18 protein-coding genes are annotated in these 20,789 nt (G+C 75.7%); 9 read left to right on the forward strand and 9 right to left on the reverse strand.

Annotation, left to right across the window (positions count from 1 at the left end; genetic code table 11):
• Positions 1–80: 80 nt before the first annotated feature.
• The 3 genes from ACFVNO_RS28390 to ACFVNO_RS28400 all read right to left on the reverse strand — a co-directional run bounded on the left by ACFVNO_RS28390 (position 81) and on the right by ACFVNO_RS28400 (position 3,126).
• Positions 81–1,094: a zinc-binding dehydrogenase gene (locus ACFVNO_RS28390; RefSeq protein ID WP_355268714.1), complete on the reverse strand. Its 1,014-nt coding sequence runs from the start codon at positions 1,092–1,094 to the stop codon at positions 81–83.
• Positions 1,095–1,262: 168 nt separating this feature from the next.
• Complete coding sequence (locus ACFVNO_RS28395; RefSeq protein ID WP_355268716.1) at positions 1,263–1,901, reverse strand: response regulator transcription factor; 639 nt, start codon at positions 1,899–1,901, stop codon at positions 1,263–1,265.
• Positions 1,902–1,953: 52 nt separating this feature from the next.
• Positions 1,954–3,126, reverse strand: a complete 1,173-nt coding sequence (locus ACFVNO_RS28400) for a sensor histidine kinase (RefSeq protein ID WP_378897152.1) — start codon at positions 3,124–3,126, stop codon at positions 1,954–1,956.
• Between the two features lie 608 nt (positions 3,127–3,734).
• Between ACFVNO_RS28400 and ACFVNO_RS28405 the strand changes: the two genes are divergently transcribed.
• Positions 3,735–4,943: a DUF418 domain-containing protein gene (locus tag ACFVNO_RS28405; RefSeq protein ID WP_378897157.1), complete on the forward strand. Its 1,209-nt coding sequence runs from the start codon at positions 3,735–3,737 to the stop codon at positions 4,941–4,943.
• Between the two features lie 113 nt (positions 4,944–5,056).
• Here ACFVNO_RS28405 and ACFVNO_RS28410 read toward each other — a convergent pair whose 3' ends face one another.
• Together ACFVNO_RS28410 and ACFVNO_RS28415 are read right to left on the reverse strand one after the other, a co-directional pair.
• Positions 5,057–5,341, reverse strand: a complete 285-nt coding sequence (locus tag ACFVNO_RS28410; protein WP_378897160.1) for a ubiquitin-like small modifier protein 1 — start codon at positions 5,339–5,341, stop codon at positions 5,057–5,059.
• 1 nt (position 5,342) lies between these two features.
• The gene (locus ACFVNO_RS28415; RefSeq protein WP_355268724.1) at positions 5,343–6,443 is read right to left on the reverse strand and encodes a sialidase family protein; all 1,101 of its coding nucleotides are present in this window, start codon (positions 6,441–6,443) and stop codon (positions 5,343–5,345) included.
• A gap of 452 nt (positions 6,444–6,895) precedes the next feature.
• On the opposite strand from ACFVNO_RS28415, the gene ACFVNO_RS28420 reads away from it, so the two are divergent.
• Complete coding sequence (locus ACFVNO_RS28420; protein ID WP_220563569.1) at positions 6,896–7,498, forward strand: TetR/AcrR family transcriptional regulator; 603 nt, start codon at positions 6,896–6,898, stop codon at positions 7,496–7,498.
• 12 nt (positions 7,499–7,510) lie between these two features.
• Here the strand turns inward: ACFVNO_RS28420 and ACFVNO_RS28425 are convergent, their stop codons facing one another.
• A complete protein-coding gene (locus ACFVNO_RS28425; RefSeq protein ID WP_355268727.1) occupies positions 7,511–8,806 on the reverse strand; it encodes an MFS transporter in 1,296 nt (431 codons plus the stop codon).
• A 76-nt stretch (positions 8,807–8,882) separates the two neighbouring features.
• Entirely contained in the window at positions 8,883–9,290 is a 408-nt protein-coding gene (locus ACFVNO_RS28430) for a nuclear transport factor 2 family protein (RefSeq protein ID WP_355268729.1), read from the reverse strand.
• A 76-nt stretch (positions 9,291–9,366) separates the two neighbouring features.
• On the opposite strand from ACFVNO_RS28430, the gene ACFVNO_RS28435 reads away from it, so the two are divergent.
• Together ACFVNO_RS28435 and ACFVNO_RS28440 are read left to right on the forward strand one after the other, a co-directional pair.
• Entirely contained in the window at positions 9,367–9,813 is a 447-nt protein-coding gene (locus ACFVNO_RS28435; RefSeq protein ID WP_355268731.1) for a MarR family winged helix-turn-helix transcriptional regulator, read from the forward strand.
• Positions 9,814–10,001: 188 nt separating this feature from the next.
• On the forward strand, positions 10,002–11,087 hold the full coding sequence (locus ACFVNO_RS28440; RefSeq protein WP_378897167.1) for an enoyl-CoA hydratase/isomerase family protein: 1,086 nt from the start codon (positions 10,002–10,004) through the stop codon (positions 11,085–11,087).
• Positions 11,088–11,145: 58 nt separating this feature from the next.
• Here ACFVNO_RS28440 and ACFVNO_RS28445 read toward each other — a convergent pair whose 3' ends face one another.
• Positions 11,146–12,327, reverse strand: a complete 1,182-nt coding sequence (locus ACFVNO_RS28445; RefSeq protein WP_355268735.1) for a beta-1,3-glucanase family protein — start codon at positions 12,325–12,327, stop codon at positions 11,146–11,148.
• A gap of 263 nt (positions 12,328–12,590) precedes the next feature.
• Between ACFVNO_RS28445 and ACFVNO_RS28450 the strand changes: the two genes are divergently transcribed.
• Positions 12,591–13,325 carry a dienelactone hydrolase family protein gene (locus tag ACFVNO_RS28450; protein ID WP_355268737.1) on the forward strand — a complete coding sequence of 245 codons (735 nt, stop codon included), beginning with the start codon at positions 12,591–12,593 and terminating at the stop codon, positions 13,323–13,325.
• Positions 13,326–13,350: 25 nt separating this feature from the next.
• Here ACFVNO_RS28450 and ACFVNO_RS28455 read toward each other — a convergent pair whose 3' ends face one another.
• Positions 13,351–16,581, reverse strand: coding sequence for a BTAD domain-containing putative transcriptional regulator (locus ACFVNO_RS28455; RefSeq protein WP_378897172.1), 3,231 nt, complete (start codon positions 16,579–16,581; stop codon positions 13,351–13,353).
• A gap of 144 nt (positions 16,582–16,725) precedes the next feature.
• On the opposite strand from ACFVNO_RS28455, the gene ACFVNO_RS28460 reads away from it, so the two are divergent.
• The 4 genes from ACFVNO_RS28460 to ACFVNO_RS28475 all read left to right on the forward strand — a co-directional run bounded on the left by ACFVNO_RS28460 (position 16,726) and on the right by ACFVNO_RS28475 (position 20,740).
• Complete coding sequence (locus ACFVNO_RS28460) at positions 16,726–17,244, forward strand: NAD(P)H-dependent oxidoreductase (protein ID WP_378897175.1); 519 nt, start codon at positions 16,726–16,728, stop codon at positions 17,242–17,244.
• A gap of 11 nt (positions 17,245–17,255) precedes the next feature.
• The gene (locus ACFVNO_RS28465; RefSeq protein WP_378897178.1) at positions 17,256–18,848 is read left to right on the forward strand and encodes an MFS transporter; all 1,593 of its coding nucleotides are present in this window, start codon (positions 17,256–17,258) and stop codon (positions 18,846–18,848) included.
• A 162-nt stretch (positions 18,849–19,010) separates the two neighbouring features.
• Positions 19,011–19,949 (forward strand): ATP-binding cassette domain-containing protein, encoded by a 939-nt coding sequence (locus ACFVNO_RS28470; RefSeq protein ID WP_355268745.1) that lies wholly within the window; start codon positions 19,011–19,013, stop codon positions 19,947–19,949.
• Positions 19,946–20,740: an ABC transporter gene (locus ACFVNO_RS28475; protein ID WP_355268747.1), complete on the forward strand. Its 795-nt coding sequence runs from the start codon at positions 19,946–19,948 to the stop codon at positions 20,738–20,740. The genes ACFVNO_RS28470 and ACFVNO_RS28475 overlap by 4 nt, the downstream gene beginning before the upstream one ends.
• Positions 20,741–20,789 lie beyond the last annotated feature (49 nt).

Consider the following 20,789-nt stretch of genomic DNA (forward strand, 5'->3'; position numbering starts at 1 on the left):
CCCCGGCCAGGCTCGGCCGGGGCGACGGTGTCTGCGCGGAGTCGGAGTCCGGCCGGACCGGGGACCGGTCCGGCCGGTGGTCACGGCTGTAGCACGAGGCGGACCGGCGAGCCGACCCGCTTCTCCAGCTGCTCCACCGCCGCCGGGGCCTCCTCCAGGGGGAAGGTGCCGCTGATCGACGTGGAGAAGTCCAGGCGGCCCGCCCGGACCAGCTGGACGAGCTGGATCACGTGCTCGGGCTCCGAGCCGTAGTGGCCCAGGATCTGCTGCTTGAGGTAGCTGAACCGGGTGCCGTCCTTGACCTCCAGGGGTTTGTCGGTGAGCCCCACCAGGACCAGGCGGCCGTGCTCGCCCAGCACCTGGAGCGCCTGCTCGCGCACCACCGGCACCCCGGCGAAGTCGAACGCCACCGCCAGCCCGTGGCCGTCGGTGAGCTCGCCGATCCTGGTCAGGAAGTCCGGGGCGGTGGAGTCCAGGGCCGCGTCGGCGCCGAAGTCCAGGGCCCGCTGCCGGGCCTGGGGGTCCGGGTCGGCGGCGATGATCGGCGCCGCGCCCACCAGGCGCAGCAGCTTCACCGCGTGGGCGCCCAGACCGCCCACACCCCACACGGCGACCGCCTCGGCCGGGCCGACGTCACCGGTGGTGGTGACCGCGGCCCAGGGGGTGGACACCGCGTCCGGGATGATCGCCGCCTGCTCGAAGGGCAGGTCGTCCGGGAGGGGGACGAGGGTCTCCTCGTCGGCGAGCGCGTACTCCGCCCAGCCGCCGTCGTAGTCCACGCCCCGGGTGAGCACCCGGCCGTGGTGGTCGAGCTGGCCAGCCTGGAGCGCCACCCGCTCGCCCACCTCGGTGTCGGCCACCTCCGGGCCGAGCTCCTCGACCACCCCCGCCACCTCGTGGCCCAGGGTGACCTCGTCGCCCTCCAGGTACAGCGGTCTGAGCGTGCCGTCGATGAGGTGCACGTCGGACAGGCACACCCCGGCGGCCTTCACCCGCACCAGGACCTGTCCGCGCCCGGGCACCGGCCGGGGGACCTCCTTGACCTCCAGGGTGTTGGTCCGAACGTTGAGCCGGGCAGCGCGCATCGTCGCCATGCAGAGCCTCGCAGGAGTAGTGGTCGTCGGTCTCCCCGGTTCCTTTACCCCGAGCCGGGGGCGTGCCACCACGATCCTGCGCGACGGGTCGAGCCGGATCCAGGGGTGGCCGTGTGGCGGGTCAGGGTTTCGTCAAAGGCCGGGCCCCGCCCGCGTCCGGGCCCGCGCTCACTGCGCGTGCCCGTTGCGGAAGGCCCAGGCGACCAGCTCGGTCCGGTTGCGGGTGCCCAGCTTGGCCTGGATGCTCGCCAGGTGGGTCTTGACGGTGCTCACCGTGACGTGCAGCAGCGCGGCGATCTCGGTGTTGGTCCGGCCCAGCGCCACCGTCCGGGCGATCTCCAGCTCGCGCGGGGTGAGCCCGCCGTCGTCGCGCGCCCGCACCGGGCGGCCCCCGGTGGCGAAGTGCCGGATCAGCCGGACGGTGATCTCCGGCGAGATCAGCGCGTCGCCCCGCACCGCGGCGCGCACCGCCTCCACCAGCAGCCCGGCGCCGGCGTCCTTGAGCAGGAAGCCGACGGCGCCCGAGGAGAGCGCCTCGTTGACGTACTCGTCCAGGTCGAACGTGGTCACCACGACCACCTTGACCGGGTCGGCCGCCAGCCGCCGGGTGGCCTCCAGGCCGTCGATCCCCGGCATGCGGATGTCCATGAGGACCACGTCGGGAAGCCTCTCCCGGGCGAGCCGGACCGCCTCCAGGCCGTCCCCGGTCTCGCCGACCACCTCGATGTCGCCCTCGGCCTCCAACATGTAGCGGAACCCCGTCCGCACCATCTGCTGGTCGTCGGCCAGCAGGACCCTGATCGCCATCCGGCACCCCCGTTCCACCTTCACTGTGCCCGGTCCGGGGCCGCCCCGGAGGTTATCCACAGGGCTTCTCGGGGAGGCGGACGTGCACCTCCCAGCCGTCGGCGCCGGGGCCCGCGGTCAGCTCGCCGCCCAGCAGCCGTGCCCGCTCCGCCATGCCGACCAGCCCGAACCCGCCCGCGCCGCCCGAGCCGCGGCCGTCGTCGCGCACCGCCATGCGCACGCCGTCGCCGGCCTCCACCTCGACCGACACCCGGGAGGCGCCGCGCGCGTGGCGCCGGGCGTTGGTGACGGCCTCCTGGGCGATCCGCACCAGCGCGGCGCCCACCTCGGGCGCCAGCCCGGCCAGGGAGCCCTCCACGCGCACCGCCACCTCCAGGCCGCCCGCGCCGCCGGCGAGGCGGTCCAGGCCCTCCCGCGCGTCCGGCACCGGCGGCGCCTCGTCGGGCTCGCGCAGCCGTGACACCAGGGAGCGCATCGCCTCCAGGGCGCGCGCCCCGGCCGCCTCGATCTCCGGCAGCGCCCGCACCGCAGCCTCCGGCCTGGTGTCGGCGATCCGGCGCAGAGCCTGCGCCTGGACGACGATCCCGGTGACCTCGTGGGCCACCACGTCGTGCAGGTCGCGGGCGACCGCCAGCCGCTCCTGGGCCCGCGCCCGCTCCACGTGGTACTCCCGCTGGTACCGGCGCCACCGCAGGTACAGCCCCGGCGCCAGACCCACAGCGACCAGCAGCAGGGCCGGGGTGAGGGTGTCGCCGGCCCCCTCCCGGAGCCGGTCGGAGGCGGCGGCCAGGAAGGCGGCGGCCGACACCGCCGCGATCCACCGCGCGTCGCAGCGCAGCGCCGTGACGGCCAGGGCCAGGAGGAGGACGCACGCCTCGGAGATCGCGACGGGGTAGCCGAACATCCCCTTGGGCAGCGGCCACAGCGCCAGCGAGGAGGACGCCACCACCAGGGGCGCGGCCAGCGCCGCCGCCCCGGTGGCGGCCGCTCCGGCCCGCGGCCGCAGGGCGAGCAGCACCAGCCCGCCGGCGGCCGCGCCCGAGGCCGCGGGCAGCCAGTCCCACGGCCCGTGCGGCGGCCCCGGCCACGGGGTCGCGGCCAGCCCGCTGCGCACGGTCAGCAGGTCCGCGACGACGGCCAGCGCGAGCACGGCGCCCGCGCCGCCCCAGAGGATCCTCTCCCCCAGGGGTCCGCCGAGCACCTCGACGATCCTGTTCAGCCCCATGCCCTTCAGCCTAGGCCGCGACCCCTTCCCGGCCCTCGGCCGAAAGGACGAGGCGGGGGACCGCTCTTTCAGCCGATGTGGCCGACGGGGCCCGCCCGCCACCCTTGGAAAGGTCGGCGCACCCCGCGCCGACGCACACCACCGACACCGTGCGGGCACCGCACCGCACAGCCCCGCAAGGGGTCGTTCGCGCGGCACGGACACCCGTACCGCGCAGTCCCGCGCAGCGTGGACGCCTGCGCCCCGGCCCGTGGAACGGCCGCGTGTGGCGGGCGTCCGTACGTGCGGGTGCCCGCGGCCTCCCGGCCGCTCACCCGGCACGGGTGCGGATGCCCGCGTACGCGGCCCGTGGAGGCCGCTCGGGCGCTGGGGGCGACCGCACCTCGCGGGCGCCCGTTCACGGCAGGCGCTTCCGCGTGCGGCCGCTGACAACGGCCGCCCGTGTGGCGGGGCTGTTCGCGCGGCGTGGACGCCTGCGCCCCGGCCCGTGGAACGGCCGCGTGTGGCGGATGTCCGTACGTGCGGGTGCCCGTGGCCTTACGGAACGGCCGGCGGGGGTGTGGTGGGACGGGGAGACGACGAAGGGGAGCCCGATGGCGGGAGAGCGGATGACGGAGACGGTGGGCACCGGGGAGGTGCGGCCGCCCGCGGAGGCGGGGCGGCCCGCGGCGGAGGGACCGCCCGCCGCGCCGCGGCGGGTCGAGTTCCTCGACGTGGCGCGGGCGCTGGCGATGATCGGCGTGGTCCTGATGAACGTGACCGTCGTCGTCTTCTCCGCCGAGAGGGCGGGCGAACGGGCACCGGACACCGTCGCCTCGGCCGTGGACACGGCGCTGACCCTGCTCATGTCGGGCAAGGCCCGGTCCATGCTCATGGTGCTGCTCGGCGTCGGCGCGGTGCTCGCCTGGAAGGCGGCGGACGGGCGGGGGGAGCGGCCGTTCGCGCTGATGCTGCGCCGCTACGTCTCGCTGGGCCTGCTGTTCGGCCTGCCGCACCTGCTGGTGTTCTCCGGCGACATCCTCACCCACTACTCCGTCACCGCCCTGGTGCTGGCGCCGCTGATGCCGGTGCTGCTGGCCGGCGGGCGGAGCCGGCCGCTGGTCGCCGCGGCGGTCGCCTTCGCGGTCGCGCCGTTCGTCGAGAACCTCGTACCGCTATCGGGCGAATGGGCGCTGCTGCTGCTCCTGGTCCCGCAGACCCTCGGCTTCTTCTGCGTCGGGATCTGGCTGGCCCGGCGGCCCGAGCTGGACCCCGAGCGCTCGGGGGAGCCCTCCCGGCTGCCCGCGGCCATGGTGTGGACCGGCCTGGCCGGACAGGTCCTGGGCATGGCCCTGATGTTCGGCTCGGACCTGCTGTTCCCCATGGAGTTCGGCGCCGACGGGGTGCCGGTGCTCGGCCCGGACGGGATGCCGCTGGTGCACCCGGCCTCGCACATGTTCACCTCGGCCGCCGGCACCCTGATGGGCCTGGGCGGCGCCCTGTTCTACCTGGGGCTGGTGTGGTGGCTGATGCGCAGGCGGCGCGGTACGGCGCGCGCCCTGGGCGCGCTGGCCCCGCTGGGGCGCATGACGCTCACCGTCTACCTGGGCAGTACGGCGGTCTTCCTGCTCGCGATGGGCCCCTGGGAGACGCAGATCCCCATGCTCGCCCAGTACGTGCTGGCCGCCGGGTACTTCGCGGCCATGCTGGTGTTCGCCCGCCTGTGGTCGGCCCGGTTCCGCTACGGGCCGCTGGAGTGGGTGTGGCGCATGATCACCCATCTGCGCGTCCTGCCGCTGCGCCGCCGACCACGTCCGCGGCCCGTGCAGGCCGGGTAGCGCCCCGGGCGACGCCCGGCCGGTGCGCAACGCCTCGCTCCGGCCTCCGTGCGGCACCGCCCCGCCGGGCCGGCGGGGCGGCCGGGAGGGGCCGACCCGCCGCCGGGGCGGGGTCAGCCGCCGGCGACCGAGGGGAGGATGCGGACGTCGGTGCCCTCGGGCACCGGGGTGTCCAGGCCGTCGAGGACCCGGCACTCCTCGGCGTCCACGAACACGTTGACGTACCGGCGCAGGCGCCCCTGCTCGTCGCGGATGCGCCGGTCCAGGCCGGGGTGCTCCGACACCAGCCGGTCCAGCACGTCGCGCAGCACCGCCGCCGGGCCGACGTCCACGGGCAGGTGGGCGGCGCCCCCGGCATCCGCCCGCAGCAGACCGGGAAGGTGGACCGTCACGCTCATCTCACACCTCCGTCGCCCGCACGCACAGGACGTCGGGCAGGTGCGCGGCCACCCGGTGCCAGGGGCCGCCGTCGTCGGCCGCGTACACGTCCCCGCCCCGGGTGCCGAAGTAGAAGCCCGGGGAGTCGGCCCCGTCGGTGCAGGCGGCGTCGCGCAGCACGATGCCGAAGTACGGCTCCTCCGGGAGCCCCTCGGTGGCCGGGACCCACCGCCCGCCGCCGTCGTCGGTCCGGTACACGCCCAGCCGGTTCTCCGGCGGCAGGTGCACCTCCTGGCTGACCACCGGGAAGTTCAGCGCCGTCCCGGGCAGGTGGGGGTGCGCCACCACCGCGAACCCGAAGTCCGTGGGCAGCCCCTCCTCCACCGGGCGCCAGCCCTCCCGGGCGGGGTGCTCGGACCGGTAGACCCCGTGGTGGTTCTGGGCGTACATCGAACCGTCGGGGGCCAGCGCCACCTTGTGCACGCACTGCCCGTACTCGGGTTCGTCCTCGGGCAGGAAGACCGCGGAGATGCCCCGGTTGGCGGGCGCCCAGCTCGCCCCGCCGTCCCCGGTCTGGTAGACGCCGCCGGTGGACATGGCCACGGTCATCGCCTCGGGCGAGCGCTCGCCCCGGCCCAGTACCCCGGGCAGGATCGTGTGCACCGCGCCGCCGCCCGCGCCGGGGAACCAGTCGGCCCGGTGCGGGTGGTCCCACAGGGCGCGGACCAGCTCGAAGCTCTCCCCGCCGTCGGCGGACCGGAACAGGGCGTGCGGCTCCACCCCGGCGTGGACGACACCGGGCGTCTCGCCGAACGCGAACTGCCAGACCCGGGTGAGCGAGGCGTCGGTGTCCTCGGGAAAGACCAGCGGAGCCGTCTCGGGCTCCCGCCAGTGCTCCCCGGCGTCATCGCTGTACCAGACGCTCGGGCCGAAGTGCGAGCTCTCCGCGCCGGCCAGGATGCGCCCGCTGTGCGGGTCGATCCCGACCGCGTACACGGCGCTCATACTCGCGTAGTCGGCGCTGTCGAGCCGGTGCGGGCCGCGCACCTCCCAGGTGCGCCGATCCTCGCCGGTGGCGGTGAAGAGACCTTTGCGCGTGCCGATGACCAGCAAATACGTCATGTTCGGCTCCGTATCGTGAAGCAGGTCACAACACTCTCGCACGTCCTCACGACAAACGGGGGCACCGCCGGTAGCGGGTCGGGTTCCGGTCTTCTATGAGCCTTCAATAGTTAGGAACCCGAACGATTTACCGTGGGTGCAGAATTGGTGCCGCCGGGAAATGCGGCCCCCGGGAGGCCATAACCTCCACACGGCCGGAAACCATATGGGCGAGGGGATTCGTCAATCGGAGGTACTGCGGTTGTCAGACCAGGGGCGCTCTGCAATAAAATTCCGCCCCAACCGGCGTCACCGTACGGGACGGGGCCTGAGCCCGTGCGGATGCGTTCCAAAACCCCCATCAGGTCCAGACGACTTCCCGCTCTCCCGGCCCTCAGGGGGCGTTTCGGGACTACCGTCCCAATGGTCCCACGCCCCAGGTAGAACCGGGTCCACTCGATAGGGTCCGCCTCATGCACCACCCCCCCGACACACTTCACGCCCGCAAACGCCGCAAGGCCAGAGCCATGATCGTGTCCGCCGCCTTCCAGCTCTTCGCCGAGCACGGTTTCGACAACGTCACGGTCGCCGCCATCGCCGAGCGCGCGGAGGTGGGCCGTACGACCTTCTTCCGCTACTTCGGCGACAAGCAGCAGGTGCTGTTCGCCGACGAGGGAGCCGAGGTCGAGCGTCTGTGCGCCTACGTGCGCGACAAGGCCCCCAGACCCCTGGGCGCCGATCTGGGCGCCGCCGTCGAGCTGCTGAGGGAGGCCGGTGTCGCGGCCCGCCCGCACGCCGCGCTCTCCCCGGCGCACTCGGTCGTCCTGGTGCGGCTGCTCCGGGAGAGCACCGACCTGCGGTCCCGCTACCTGCTCACCCGCCAGCAGCGGGCGATCCGGCTCGCCGGGGCACTGGTGGAGGTCGGTGCCCCGGAGAACGTCGCCGTCCTGGCCTCGCACATCTCGATGGCCTGCGAACTGACGGCCATGCGCCTGGCCCCGGGCCCGGATGTCTTCCCGGACCGCATGGACGAGGCCTACACACTGCTGGGCTCGCTGAGCGGCAGAGCCGACTGAGGCGGAGGGGACTCAGACGTCGTATTCGCGCACCAGGCGTGCGAGCCTGCGGCCGAAGACCACCGCGACGGCCAGTCCGACCGCACCGATGAGGGCATAGGGGGCGCGCAGGGCGCCCTCGTGTCCCGTCAGCGGGGTGAGGGCGGAGACCATCACCCCGCCCGCCGCCATGCCCAGGGCGCTGACACCCCAGCTCACCGTGCGCATGGCGGCGTTGACCCTGCCCAACAGCCGGTCGGGTGTGATGCGCTGGCGGATGGAGGTCATCGCCACCGCGTAGCCGAGCACGAGCCCGCCGGCCAGCAGGTACCCGACGGCGACCACGGGGAGGGCCGGCAGCGCCGCGATCACGCAGTAGACGATGCCGGTGGCGGCCAGGCAGGCGACCGGCAGCGTGCCGTGCGGGAGCGCCGCCCGCAGCCGGGCCACCGACTGGCCGCCGACGATCCCGCCGACCGCGGCGAACGCCATGAGCAGGCCGAACCCGACCGGTCCCAGACCGAGCACGTCCCGCACGAACAGCACCTGGGTGGACAGTGCGGTGGCGTAACACCCGTTGACGAACAGGGCGATCCCCGCGACCAGCCGCAGCAGCGGCTGCTCCCGGATCGCCCTCACCCCCTCGGCCAGGTCCGCGCCGACGCCCCGCAGCCCGCGCCGCTCCGGGCCGGGCCCGGCCGTACCGGTGCGTCCGGCCGCGTCCACACCGCGCACCCGGAGCAGGGCCAGCACCGACACCACCAGCGCGGCGGCGTTGAGCACGAACGGCGCGAACAGCCCGAGGGAGACGAGCAGGCCGCCGACGGGCCGCCCGCCGAACTCCTGGACGACCAGGGCCCCGGTGCGCAGGTGCCCGTTGGCGCGCTCCAGCCGGTCCCGGGGGACCACCGAGGCGACGACGGTCTCCGCCGCGGTGTCGTAGCAGACCTCCAGCGCCCCGAAGCAGAACGCGAACGCCACCAGCAGCGGCACCGACGCCGCCCCGGAGAAGACCACGGCGGCCAGCGCCGCCCACAGGGCCAGCCGGACGGTCCCGGCCCCGGCCATCACGGGGATGCGGGGCAGCCGGTCGATGAGCACCCCGGCGGGCAGCGCCAGCAGCAGCCAGGGCAGCCGCCCGGCGGTGGCCACGGCGGCGACCAGTACGGGGTCGGAGGTGAGGGAGGAGGCCAGCCACGGCATCGCGATCATGGCGACGCCGTCGCTCAGGTTCGCGGCCAGCGCGGCCGACCAGAACGCCCAGAAGCGCCCGCCGAGCGAGCGCTCGGCGGGCTTCGGCCGCGGAGCGGGGGAGTGGTCGTCGGGCACGGGAGGATCACCGGACCTTTCCGGCCCGGCTGCGGCGGGGGTTCCGCGGGGGTGCGGACCGGGCCTCGCGGCCACCCTAAGTCCCCGTCCCGCACACCCCGTGACCGGTACCGGTCCGCCGGGCGGCGGACAGTGCGGCCGCGACACCCTCGTCGAAGCGCAGCACGCGGGACACCCGTCCGTCGCGGACCTCGAAGAGGGTGGCGGTGACGACCGGGGCGGTCCCCGGCACATGGTCGGGGCGGCCGGGCCAGGTGGCGTTCTGGGCGACCACCGTGTGCCGCCCGTCCACGGGGAACACCGCGGTCGGCTCCAGCCGGATGCCGGAGGAGCGCACCCAGTCCAGGAGGGCGGCGATGCCCCGGGCCGTGCCCCGGGGGCCGCCGACCTCCACGTCCTCGGAGGTGACGGCGCGGACCGCGTCGGGGTCGCGGGCGTCGACCGCCCGGTGCCAGCGGCCGAGGGGTTCGGGCAGCGGTTCCATGTGCGCCTCCAGATGTATGCGGTTCGCATATTCCTTCGCTAGTGTATGCGAAACGCATACAAAGGGGGAGGGGACGATGTCCGGGCACGAGGACGGCCCCGGGCGGCTGCTCTTCCGGTTCGTGCGCCACTGGGCGCGCGGCTGGAACGGCACCGACGGGGACGACGCGAACGGCCGCGACGTGATGGTGGTCGAGGCGGTGGCCGACCTGGGCGACCGGGCGACCGTGAACGCGGTGGCCGGGGAGCTGGGTATGGACCAGTCGGGGGCGAGCCGCATGGTGGCGGGGGCCGTCGAGCGCGGCCACCTCCGCAAGGACACCGCCCCAGACGACCGCCGGGCGCGCGTCCTGGTGGTGACGGAGCAGGGGCGGGAACTGGTCCGCTCCGCCCGCCGCTGGCAGGAGTCGGTCTTCGCCGAGCTGGCCGAGGGCTGGCCGGAGGAGGACGTGCGGACCTTCCGGCGGCTGATGGCCTCGCTCATGGAGCGAGACCACCGCCGACGGGACGCGGACCGACCGTGACGGCCCGCCCGGCGCCCGCACGCGGAGGCCCCGTGCCGGCCGGCGCCGCCGTCGCACGGGGGCTACCGGCACCCCGCCGGGCACGGCACTGAGAAGATCGTGCGCGATCCGAGGGTGCACCCAATCCTGGAAGGGGCCGACGAGGTCATGAACCCGATCACCGCGCGCGTACCGGAGGGGGCCGCCTGATGTCCACCGACGGAGAGAAGGTGCTGGTCCGCGTGGAGGGCCGCCTGGGGCGGCTCACCCTGAACCGGCCGCGCGCCATCAACGCCCTGGACCACGACATGGTCACCGCGCTGCGGGAGGCGCTGTCCGCCTGGGAGCACGACGACGCGGTCGCCGCGGTGCTCATCGACGGGGCGGGCGAGCGGGGCCTGTGCGCGGGCGGCGACATCCGCGCCATGGCCGCCAGCGCCCGGGATCGCGACGGGGCGGCCGCCGCGTTCTGGCGGGACGAGTACCTGCTCAACGAGTACATCTCCCGCTACCCCAAGCCCTACGTCGCGTTCATGGACGGCGTGGTCATGGGCGGAGGCGTCGGCGTTTCCGCCCACGGATCGGTCCGTATCGTCACCGAGCGCTCGACCGTGGGCATGCCCGAGGCCACCATCGGGTTCGTGCCCGACGTGGGCGGCACCCACCTGCTGTCCCGGGCGCCCGGGGAGACCGGCACCCATCTGGCGCTCACCGCCGGATCGGTGGGCGCGGGCGACGCCATCGCCCTGGGGCTGGCCGACCACTACGTGCCCTCCGCGCGGCTGGCCGACCTGGCCGGGGCCCTGGCCCGCGCGGCCGGGGCCGGGGACGTGGCCGAGGCGGTGGGCCGGTACGCGGGGACCGCTCCCGCCCCGACCCTGACCGGCGAGCGCTGGATCGACGCCTGCTACTCCGCCGGCACCGCGGAGGAGATCGTGGAGCGGCTGCGCGGCCACGGCGACCCGGCGGCGGCCGCGGCCGCCGACACGATCCTGTCCAAGTCGCCGACCTCGGTGAAGGTCACCCTGGAGGCGCTGCGCCGGGCGCGGGACCTGCCCGGCCTGGCGGAGGTCCTGGAGCAGGAGTACCGGGTCTCCTGCGCGGCCCTGGACTCGCCCGACTTCGTCGAGGGGGTCCGTGCGCAGATCATCGACAAGGACCGCCACCCCAAGTGGGTACCCGACACCCTGGCCGGGGTCGACGCCCGGGACGTGGCCCGGCACTTCCGCCCGGCCCCCGACGGCCCGCTGGGCCTGGCCGGTCCCGGCGCGCCCGCCGCGGGAGGCGGCCGCTGACCGGGGCCGGACCCGCCCGGGGGCGCCGACCGGCGTCGGCGCCCCCGGGCCGCGGCCCTCAGAAGGCCGTGAGGGTGACCTCCAGCCGCTGCGCGCCGTGGTCCTGGACGTAGGAGGCGAAGTCCGCCACGTCGTCGAACGCGAACCCGTAGGCCTTGCCGTCCACGGTGTTCTCGTGGAAGACCGCCGCGTACCGGTTGGTGACCTCGTCCAGGTAGAAGCCGGAGGGGTCGTCGGTGGGCTGGGCCGACTCGGTGAGCAGGGTGGACCGGTTGAGCGCCGCCCCCAGGATCGCGGCGACCGGGCCGCTGATCCCGTCGTTGGGGGCGGCCAGCGCGCCGTCGCAGAACAGCACGTCCCGGGTGGAGGGCCGGTCGAAGGCGCGCACCCCGCCGTCGAACGCGAACCGCCCGCCCTGCACCCGGCCGGTGAAGGTCCCGGCGTTGGTGGTGACGGTCAGGTCGTTGCCCGCGTAGTGCGACCACACGCGGTCGATGTAGGGGTCGAAGTAGTCGGCCGGGAAGAGGCCGGCGTCCAGCGCGTGGCCGGGGGCGATGACCCGCAGGTCGTCGTAGACCAGGGACGAGAACACGGGGTCGGCCGCCAGGGTCCGGAAGACCGCCTCGCGTCCGCCGGGGCGGAAGAACCCGGTGCTCTGGTCGGCGTCGCCGATCAGCCGGATGCCGATGGGCACGCTGAACTGGTCGACCATGCTGGTGTTGCAGAACATCCCGGCGTCGTTGTGGGTGAACTCGACGGTGTCGTGCAGCACGTCGAACCCGGGGGAGCCCTCCACCCATCCGGCGGGCAGCTGCGGGGCCGGGGCGCCGTTGCCGTCGGTGACGATGCGGATGTGCAGGGGGCCGCCCAGGGAGAGGTAGATCCGCCCGGACATGTACGGCAGGGTCAGCCCGGCCAGGTCGGCGAACGGGATCGAGTAGTCGGTGTACCCGTCCGGGCCGTTGTCGTCCAGGCTCACGGGGTGGGAGACGCCGTCGGCGTCCACCCGGCTGTGCCGCCCGGTGGTGAGGTCGGTGCCGATCACGTAGACGAGGATCTCGTCGTCGGAGAACCGCCCGGTCTCGTTCCGGAAGCCCACCGGGAGCGCTCCCGGATTGGCCGCTTCGGAAGAGGCGGTGAGGTCGGCCGTGGCCTCCCGGGGGGTGCAGCCGAGCGTGCCCAGGAGCGGGACGGTGGCGGCGGCCCCGAGGCCGCCGAGGAACAGTCTGCGGTCGATCATGGTGAGTCTCCCCAGAGGTAGCGGGTGTGGAGGACCGGGAACTAAACGACCATTAGGCAACGCACCGGTCAACCCCGGTAACCGAAGGTGTTCGTCTGGGGGCGGCGTTGTCCGTGGTGAGGGAGTGATGATGTGACTCATGTCACTTTTAAGGGTGGCCTGTGACATTCGCCGGTCCCGGCCGATGACATCCGCCACTGGTCCGCCCGAACGCGGACGCCCTAGGGTGTAGGCGATCCGGAGGGCCGGGACCAGGAGGAGCCGTGGCGGACATCGACCTTGGCGAGTACACCCGGAACGGGGAGGGGTCGCCCCGCCTGCGCGCCTACCTCGCCGTTCCCGCGGGCGAGGGCCCCTGGCCCGGCGTCGTCATCACCCACGAGGCCTGGGGCGTCGACGAGCAGATGCGCGCCCACGCCGACCGGCTGGCCCGCCTCGGCTACCTCACCGTCGTCCCGGACCTGTACAGCGAGGGCGGCATGGCCCGCTGCGTGGTCAGGGTGCTCCTGGCCATGCGCTCCGGGCGCGGGCGGGCCATCGCCGACATCGCCGCCGCCAAGCGGTGGCTCCTGGACCGGGACGACTGCACCGGCCGGGTCGGCGTGGTCGGGTTCTGCATGGGCGGCGGGTTCGCCCTGGCCACAGTCGCCGACTTCGACGCCTCCGCCGTCAACTACGGGTTCATCCCCCGGAACCTGGAGGGCGCCCTGGACCGGGCCTGCCCCGTCGTCGGCAGCTTCGGCGCGCGGGACGGCGGCCTGCGCGGAGCCGCCGGCGAGCTGCGCGCCGCCCTGGACGCCGCGGGGGTCGCCAACGACGTCAAGGAGTACCCGGAGGCAGGGCACTCCTTCCTCAACGAGGCGCCCAACGGGCCGAAGGCCCTGCGCCCGGTGTTCCGGGCGATGCGCACCGGGCCGCACCCGGAGTCGGCGGCCGACGCCTGGGAGCGGATCGACGCCTTCCTCACCGAGCACCTGGCGCTTCCCGCGGACTCCTGAGGCTCCGGTCCCGGGGGCCGCCCGGTCAGCCGACCTCCTCCGCCCGGGAGGGGAGCGGGACGGTCCGCCCCCGCGCGAAAGCGGCCTTGTACGAGTCCTCGCCCAGCGCACCGGCCGCGCGCCGGGCGATCCGGTCCACGTCCCCCCGCTCGGCCTCCGGCAGGGGCGCGCCCAGCGACTCCCGGGCGGCCGCCGCGGTGCCCAGCAGGGACGCCGCCCGTTCCGCGTCCCCGCCGAGGGCCAGTGCCCCGGCCGTCCCCTCCAGGGCGAGGGCGACCGCCCGCGGGTCGCCGACGCGCAGCGCCGAGGCCAGACCCCGCCGGTGCAGGTCCAGCGCCTGCGCGGCGTCCCCGCGCTGCTCGGCGCAGAACCCCAGCTCGGCCAGGACGAACGCCGCTCCGGGTTCCGCTCCGAGCCGCAGGTTCCACGCCAGCCAGGGGCGCAGGTGCCCCTCGGCCCCGTCCGGATCCCCGCGGCGCCGCGCGGCCATGCCCAGGCCGATGGCGGCGAACTCCTGTCCCGCCTGGTCGCCGTGCTCCACGGCGACCCGCAGGGAGCGCCCGTGGAAGTCGTCCGCCCGGTCGAAGTCCCGCTCCAGCAGGGCGACGCGGCCCAGCCCGGCCAAGTGGCGCGCGAGCTCGCTCCACAGCATCAGGCCCTCCGCGACGCCGACCGCCTCCCGGCGCAGGGCCGCGGTCCGCTCCAGGTCGCCCCTGATCTCGGCGTGGGCGGCGAGGGCGTCCAGGGCCTGGAGCCTCCCCCAGCCGTCGCCGAGCCCGTCGAACAGGGCCAGGCTCCGTTCGCCGTCACCGAGCAGCCCGGGCAGGTCGCCGCAGAAGTGCGCGATGTTCGCCCGGGTCGCGAGCGCGGCCGCCTCCACCCACGTGTCGCCGAGGGCGCGGGCGTCGCGCAGCGCGCGGCCCACCAGCTCCTCGGCGACGCCCAGGTCGCCGAACCCCATGTGGGCCGAGCCCAGGAACCAGACGGCCCGGGCCAGGGCCGCCCGCCCGGGCGGGTCGTCGGGCACCGCCGCGGCCGGGAGGGAGGGGGCGGGCCCGGAGGCGGCGGACCCGTTCACGTACAGCTCCAGGGCGGCCCGGGAGAAGGCCGCCCGGACCTCCCGCGCCGACGGGGACCCGGTCCGCGTACCCGGGGTCCGCGCCCCGACCGCGGCGAACCTCTGCAGCGCCTCCCCGAACCGGCCGCGCAGGAACAGGTGCCAGGTGCCCGCCAGCGCCAGCCGCAGGGCCGTCTCCGTGTCCCCGAGCTCCAGGGAGTGGTGCAGCGCGGCGCGCAGGTTGGCGGTCTCCGCGTCCAACAGGAGCAGCCGGCGGCCCTGCTCCCGCCCGGTCAGGTACGGGTCCGCCTGTTCCGCCAGGGCGGTGTAGTAGGCGGCGTGCGCGCGTCGGGCCGTGTCCCGTTCACCCGCCTCCACCAGCCGTTCGGCGGCGTAGGCGCCCACCGTCTCCAGCAGCCGGAAGCGCGGGCGGTCCGGGTCGGGTACGGCCACCACCAACGACCGCTCCACCAGGCGTTCCAGCAGGTCGAAGACATCCTCGGCGGCCACCCCCGGGCCGGCGCACACCGCTTCCGCCGCCTCCAGGGTGCACCCCTCGGCGTGCACCGACAGACGGCGCAGCACGGCTCGTTCGGCCTCCGAGGCCAGATCCCAGCTCCAGTCGATCACCGCCCGCAGGGTGCGCTGCCGGGCCGGGGCGTCCCGCCGCCGCCCGGCCAGCAGCCGGAACCGGTCGTCGATCCGCTCCAGCAGGCCGTGAGCGCCCAGGGTCCGGATGCGCGCCGCGGCCAGCTCCAGGGCCAGGGGGATGCCGTCCAGCCTGCGGCAGAGCGTCACCACGGCGGCCGCGTTGTCGTCCGTCAGCCGGAACCCGGGGGCGGCCGCGGCGGCGCGTTCCGCGAACAGCCGGACCGCGTCCGACTCCAGCGCCGCGTCGGGGCCGTCGTCGGTGCCGGGCAGGTCCAGGGGGTCCACCGACTCCAGCACCTCCCCGTCCACCGCGAGGGGCTCCCGTGTGGTGGCGAGGATCCGCAGCCCGGGCGCCGCCCGCAGCAGCGCGGTGACCGTGCCGGCGGCGGACTCCACCACGTGCTCGCAGTTGTCCAGCAACAGCAGGGCCCGCCGGGCGGAGAGGGCGTCGCACAGCCGCGCCACCGGGTCGGTCTCGGAGGTGCCGCGGCCGCGCAGCCCCAGTACGGCGCCCACCTCCTCGGCCACCGCCTCCGGTCCGGCGCCGGACTCCCGCTCCGGGCGCAGCCCGGCCAGCTCCACCAGCCACACCCCGTCGGGGTGGTCCGCGGAGCGCGCCGCGGCCACCGCCAGGGCGAGCCGGGTCTTGCCCACCCCGCCCGGCCCGGTGAGGGTGACCAGGCGGTGTCGGTCCACCAGCCCGGTGACACGGCCGAGCTCCGCCGCCCGGCCCACCAGGGCGGTCGGCGGCACCGGCAGGTCGCCGCCCCTGCCCGGGGGGTGCGCGGCGGCGGGCCCGGCCAGCCCGGGGTCCTGGTCCAGGATCCTCAGGTGCAGCTCCGCCACCTCCGGACCCGGGTCCGCCCCCAGTTCCTCGGCCAGCCGTTCCCGCAGGTCGGCGTAGGAGGACAGGGCCTCGGCCGGGCGCCCGGAGCGGTACAGGGCGAGCATGTGGAGGGCTCGCAGCCGTTCGCGCAGCGGGTGTTCCCGCACCCGTTCGGCGAGCCCCTCCGCCACCGGCGCGTGCTCGCCCGCCTCCAGCCGGGCCCGGGCCAGGTCCTCCACGGCGGTGAGCCGGAGCTCCTCCCAGCGCACGGCCGCCGCGTCGGCCGAACCGGTGTCGGGAAGGTCCGCGAACGCCGGCCCCCGCCACAGGTCCAGGGCCTCCGACAGCAGCGCCGCGCGCGCTCGGGGGTCGGCGGTCGCGCGGGCCCGCTCGACCAGCGCCGAGAACCGCCCGGCGTCCACCCCGTCGGCGGCCACCTCCAGCACGTACCCGGGCGGGCGCCGGGCCACCAGGCCCCGGCCGCCGGGTTCGGCCCGCTCCAGGGCCCGGCGCAGCTGCGACACCTTGGTCTGGAGGGTGTTCGTCGGGTTGGCCGGCGGGTCGTCGCCCCACAGGTGGTGGGCGAGGCGGTCGGCGGAGACCACCCTCCCCGGTTCCATCAGCAGCGCGGTCAGCAGGGTCCGCACCTTCACCTCGGGAACGCGGACGGGGGTCCCCTCATCGGTCCACACGGCCAGCGGCCCCAACACCCCGAAACGCATGGGATCAACCTAGCCGGGCGGCCGCGCACGGCCCGCCTCCGGTCCACCGTCGGAGAACCGTCGGAGAACCGTGCGCGCCGACCGGTGGAGTGGTCCCACAGCGGGCGGACGAGGCGTCCGCCGAACCGGTGAGGGGGCTTGCCGATGGACGACGGACCGCCGCGCGTCGCGATCGTCTTCGACGGCGCCGGAGGGGAGGAGGGCCGGGCGGCCGCGGTCCGGATCGCCGACCGGGCCGTCCACCGGGGCGACCTGGAGGCCGACCTCCTCGATCTGGCCGAGGCCGCGCTGCCCGAGGCGGCGGACCCGTGCGCCGGGCCCGTGCCCTGCGCCGTCGGGGACCTCGCCCCCTGGCTGGCCGACGCCGACGCCTTCGCCGTCGTCACCGCCGGGGACGACCTGCCCGCAGGGCTGCGCGACGCCGTGGGCTGGTGCGCGGACACCTGGCGGGACAAGCCGATCGCCCTCGTCGTAGCGGGCGACCGCACCGACGCCGTCCGCGCCGGCGCCCTCCTCCGCTCCCTCCCGGTCGGGCCGGTGGTGATGACCGCCTCCCTGCACGGAGGGACCGCCACCGACCGGTGGTGCGAGGACACCGCCGACCGGCTGCTCGACCACCTCCTCCGGCGGGTGCTCCGGCCCCGCCGGCCCCGAACCCCGTGAAAGGCACGAACATGTCAGCGAACTCCACCGCCCCCGCCGCGAGGCCGGGGTGGCGGGCCTGGGCGGGCCTGGCCGTCCTCAGCCTGCCCACCACCCTCCAGGCCCTCGACGTCACCGTCCTGTACCTCGCGCTGCCGCACCTGAGCACCGACCTGGGGGCCACCGCCACCGAGCGGCTGTGGATCATCGACGTCTACGGCTTCATGGTCGCCGGCCTGCTGGTCCTCATGGGCACCCTCGGCGACCGGATCGGCCGCAGACGCCTGCTCCTCTTGGGCGCCACCGCGTTCGGGGCCGCCTCCGTGCTGGCCGCCTACTCCACGACACCGGAGATGCTCATCGCCGCCCGGGTGCTGCTGGGCATCGCCGGAGCCACCCTGATGCCCTCCACGCTCGCACTGATCAGCACGATGTTCACCGATCCGCGGCAGCGGGGGCCGGCCTTCGGCGTGTGGGCCACGAGCTTCTCCGCGGGCGTCGCCCTCGGGCCGATCCTGGGCGGCCTCATGCTGGAGTTCTTCTGGTGGGGGTCGGTGTTCCTGCTCGCCGTCCCCGTGATGGCGCTGCTGCTCGCCACCGCCCCGTTCCTGCTCCCGGAGTACCGCGACCCCGAGCCCGGCCGCCTGGACCTGCCCGGCGTCCTGCTCTCGATGGCCGCAGTCCTGTCCGTGGTCTTCGGCCTCAAGCGGCTGGCCGGGTACGGCCCGGAGCCGGAGGCCCTGGCGGCGATCGCCGCCGGCGTCGTGCTCGGCCTGCTGTTCGTCCGCCGGCAGCGCCGGTCGAGCGACCCCCTCCTGGACCTGCGCCTGTTCTCCGGGGCCGCCTTCTCCAGCGCTCTGGCCGTGATGCTCCTGGGCCTGCTGCTCATCGGCGGCGTCTACCTGTTCGTCACGCAGTACCTTCAGTCCGTCGCCGGGCTGTCCCCGCTGGTGGCCGGCCTGTGGCTGCTCCCGTCGGCGGCCGGGCTGGTCGTCGCCTCCACCCTGGCCCCCGTCCTCGCCCGGCGGGTGCGCCCCGCCTACGTTTTGGCCGGTTCGCTGGCCCTGGCCACCCTCGGGTTCCTGCTGCTCACCAGGGTGGGGCCCGAGGACGGGCTCGTCACGGTGGTGGTCGGGTTCACCCTGGTCTACGCCGGGATCAGCCCCATCATGGCGCTGGGCACGGACCTCATCGTGGGCTCGGCCCCGCCGGAGAAGGCCGGGGCCTCCGCCGCCATCAGCGAGACCGCGATGGAGGTGGGCGTGGCCCTGGGCATCGCGGCCTTCGGCAGCGTGGGCACGGCGGTCTACCGGCTGTCGATGGCCGGGGCGATGCCCGCGGGTGTCTCCGCGGACGCCGCGGCCGACGCGTCCGACGGACTGGAGGGCGCGGGGCGGGCCGCCGCCGACCTGCCCGCCCCGGTGGCGCGGGACCTCCTGGACACCGCGGCCGCCGCCTTCACGTCCTCCCTCACCACCGTGGCCTGGATCAGCGCCGCGCTCGCCGTCGGGATCGCGGTCCTGGCGGCGGTGGCCCTGCGCCGGGTCCCGCCCACGGGGGCAGCCGAGGCGGAGGAGGGCGCCCCGGCCGGGGAGCCCTCGACAGGAGAGCCCGTCGCCGGCTGACCCCGGTGCCGTCCGGGCCGGTGCCGCCCCGGGCGGCACCGGCCCTCCGGTGTCCACGGCACCCGTGACAGGTGTCATGGGCGGGTCCTGACGGACGGACCGGGTCCGGGGCGCCCCCGCGAGACAGGCTGGAGGGGACCGGCCGACAGCAGGGGGGAACCGATGATCGCCGTACGGGAACTGGTCAAGCACTACGGGGGGACCGTCGCCGTGGACGGACTGACCTTCACGGTGGAGCCCGGCAGGGTGACCGGGTTCCTGGGGCCCAACGGGGCGGGCAAGAGCACCACCCTGCGGATGGTCCTGGGACTGGACGCCCCGACCTCCGGCAGCGCCACCGTCGGCGGGATGCCCTACCGCGACCTGCCCTCGCCCACCCGGCGGGTCGGCGCGCTGCTCGACCCCGGCGCGGTGGAGCCCGGGCGCACCGCCCGCGGCCACCTGCTCTGGCAGGCCCGCGGCGCGGGCATCGGCCGGGCCCGGGTGGACGAGGTGCTGGGCCTGGTCGGCCTGGCGGACCGGGGCGGGCACCGCATCCGGCACCTGTCCCTGGGGATGCGCCAACGGCTGGGCATCGCGGGGGCGCTGCTCGGCGACCCAGGCGTGCTCATCCTGGACGAGCCCCTCAACGGGCTCGACCCGGAGGGCATCGTGTGGGTGCGCCGCCTGCTGCGCGGTTTCGCCGACGAGGGCCGCACCGTGCTGGTGTCCAGCCACCTGATGAACGAGATGGAGGCCACCGCCGACCACGTGCTGGTGATATCCCGGGGCCGGCTGGTCGCCGACGTCGGCATCGCCGAACTGGCGGCCGGTGCGCGCGAGCGCGTCGAGGTGGCCACCCCGGACCCGGGCGGCCTGTCCGCCCTGCTGGCCCGCGCGGGCGCCGCGTCGGCGCCCGCCGGGGACGGCCGGCTGGAGGTCACCGGCATGGACGCCGCCCGGGTGGGCGAGCTGGCCGCCGCGCACGGGGTCGTGCTGCACGCGCTGGTACCGGTGAGGGCCCGCCTGGAGGACGCCTTCATCCGCCTCACCGGAGAGAACGGGCGGGCCGCCGACGGGGCGGCCGGCGAAGGGGAGGCCGAAGGGGAGTGGGTGCGATGACGAAGACGACGAAGCGGTCAGCGCGGCGTGCGGGGACCGGCGCGGCCGTGGCCGCGGAGTGGACGAAGCTGACCGGGTCGGCGCGCGACCGGCGCGCCGCCGCGGCCGCCGTCGGGCTGGCGCTCGCGGTCGCCGCCGTGTTCTGCCTGACCCTGGAGCCGACCACCGGCGTGCCCCTGGCCGACCAGCCCGCCTTCGACGTGCTGACCGCCTCCCTGCTGGGGGCGGACGCCGCCGCGCTGGTGCTGACCGTGCTGGCGGCCGCCGCGGTGGGCGGCGAGTACGCCACCGGCATGATCCGCACGACCTTCACCGTCACCCCGGACCGGGGCCGGGTGCTCCTCGCCCGCGCCGTCACCGTGGCCGCGGCCGCCGGGGCCGTGGCCCTGGTCGCGGCGGCCGGGGCGGCCCTGGTCTCGCTGCTGGTCCTGTCCGGCGCCGGACTGCCCGTCTGGGACGCCGCCGACCCGGCGGTGTGGCGGGCGGTCGCGGGAGCCGCGCTGATGGCGCCGTTCCACGCGCTGGTGGCCACCGCCGGGGCGCTGTGGACCCGTTCCACGGCGGGCGGGGTGGTCGCCGCCCTGGCGCTGCTGGTGGCCCCGACCCTGGCCGGATGGATCCCCGGCGGGAGCCTTCTGCTGCCGGTGCTGCCGGGGGAGGCCCTGCACTCCCTGGCCGGGATCGCCGGCCCCGACGGTCCCCACCCGGCGGCCGCCGCGCTCGTCCTGGTCGCCTGGAGCGCCCTGGTCCTGTTCGCCGCGGACCGGGCCGTCCGCCGCCAGGACGTCTGAGGCGGGCCCGCGAGGTGGGACGATACGCCGGGGCCGGGCACCGCCCGGC

Origin of the sequence: Nocardiopsis sp. NPDC057823 (genome assembly GCF_042797335.1) — a bacterium.
GTDB classification, from domain to species: domain Bacteria; phylum Actinomycetota; class Actinomycetes; order Streptosporangiales; family Streptosporangiaceae; genus Nocardiopsis; species Nocardiopsis changdeensis.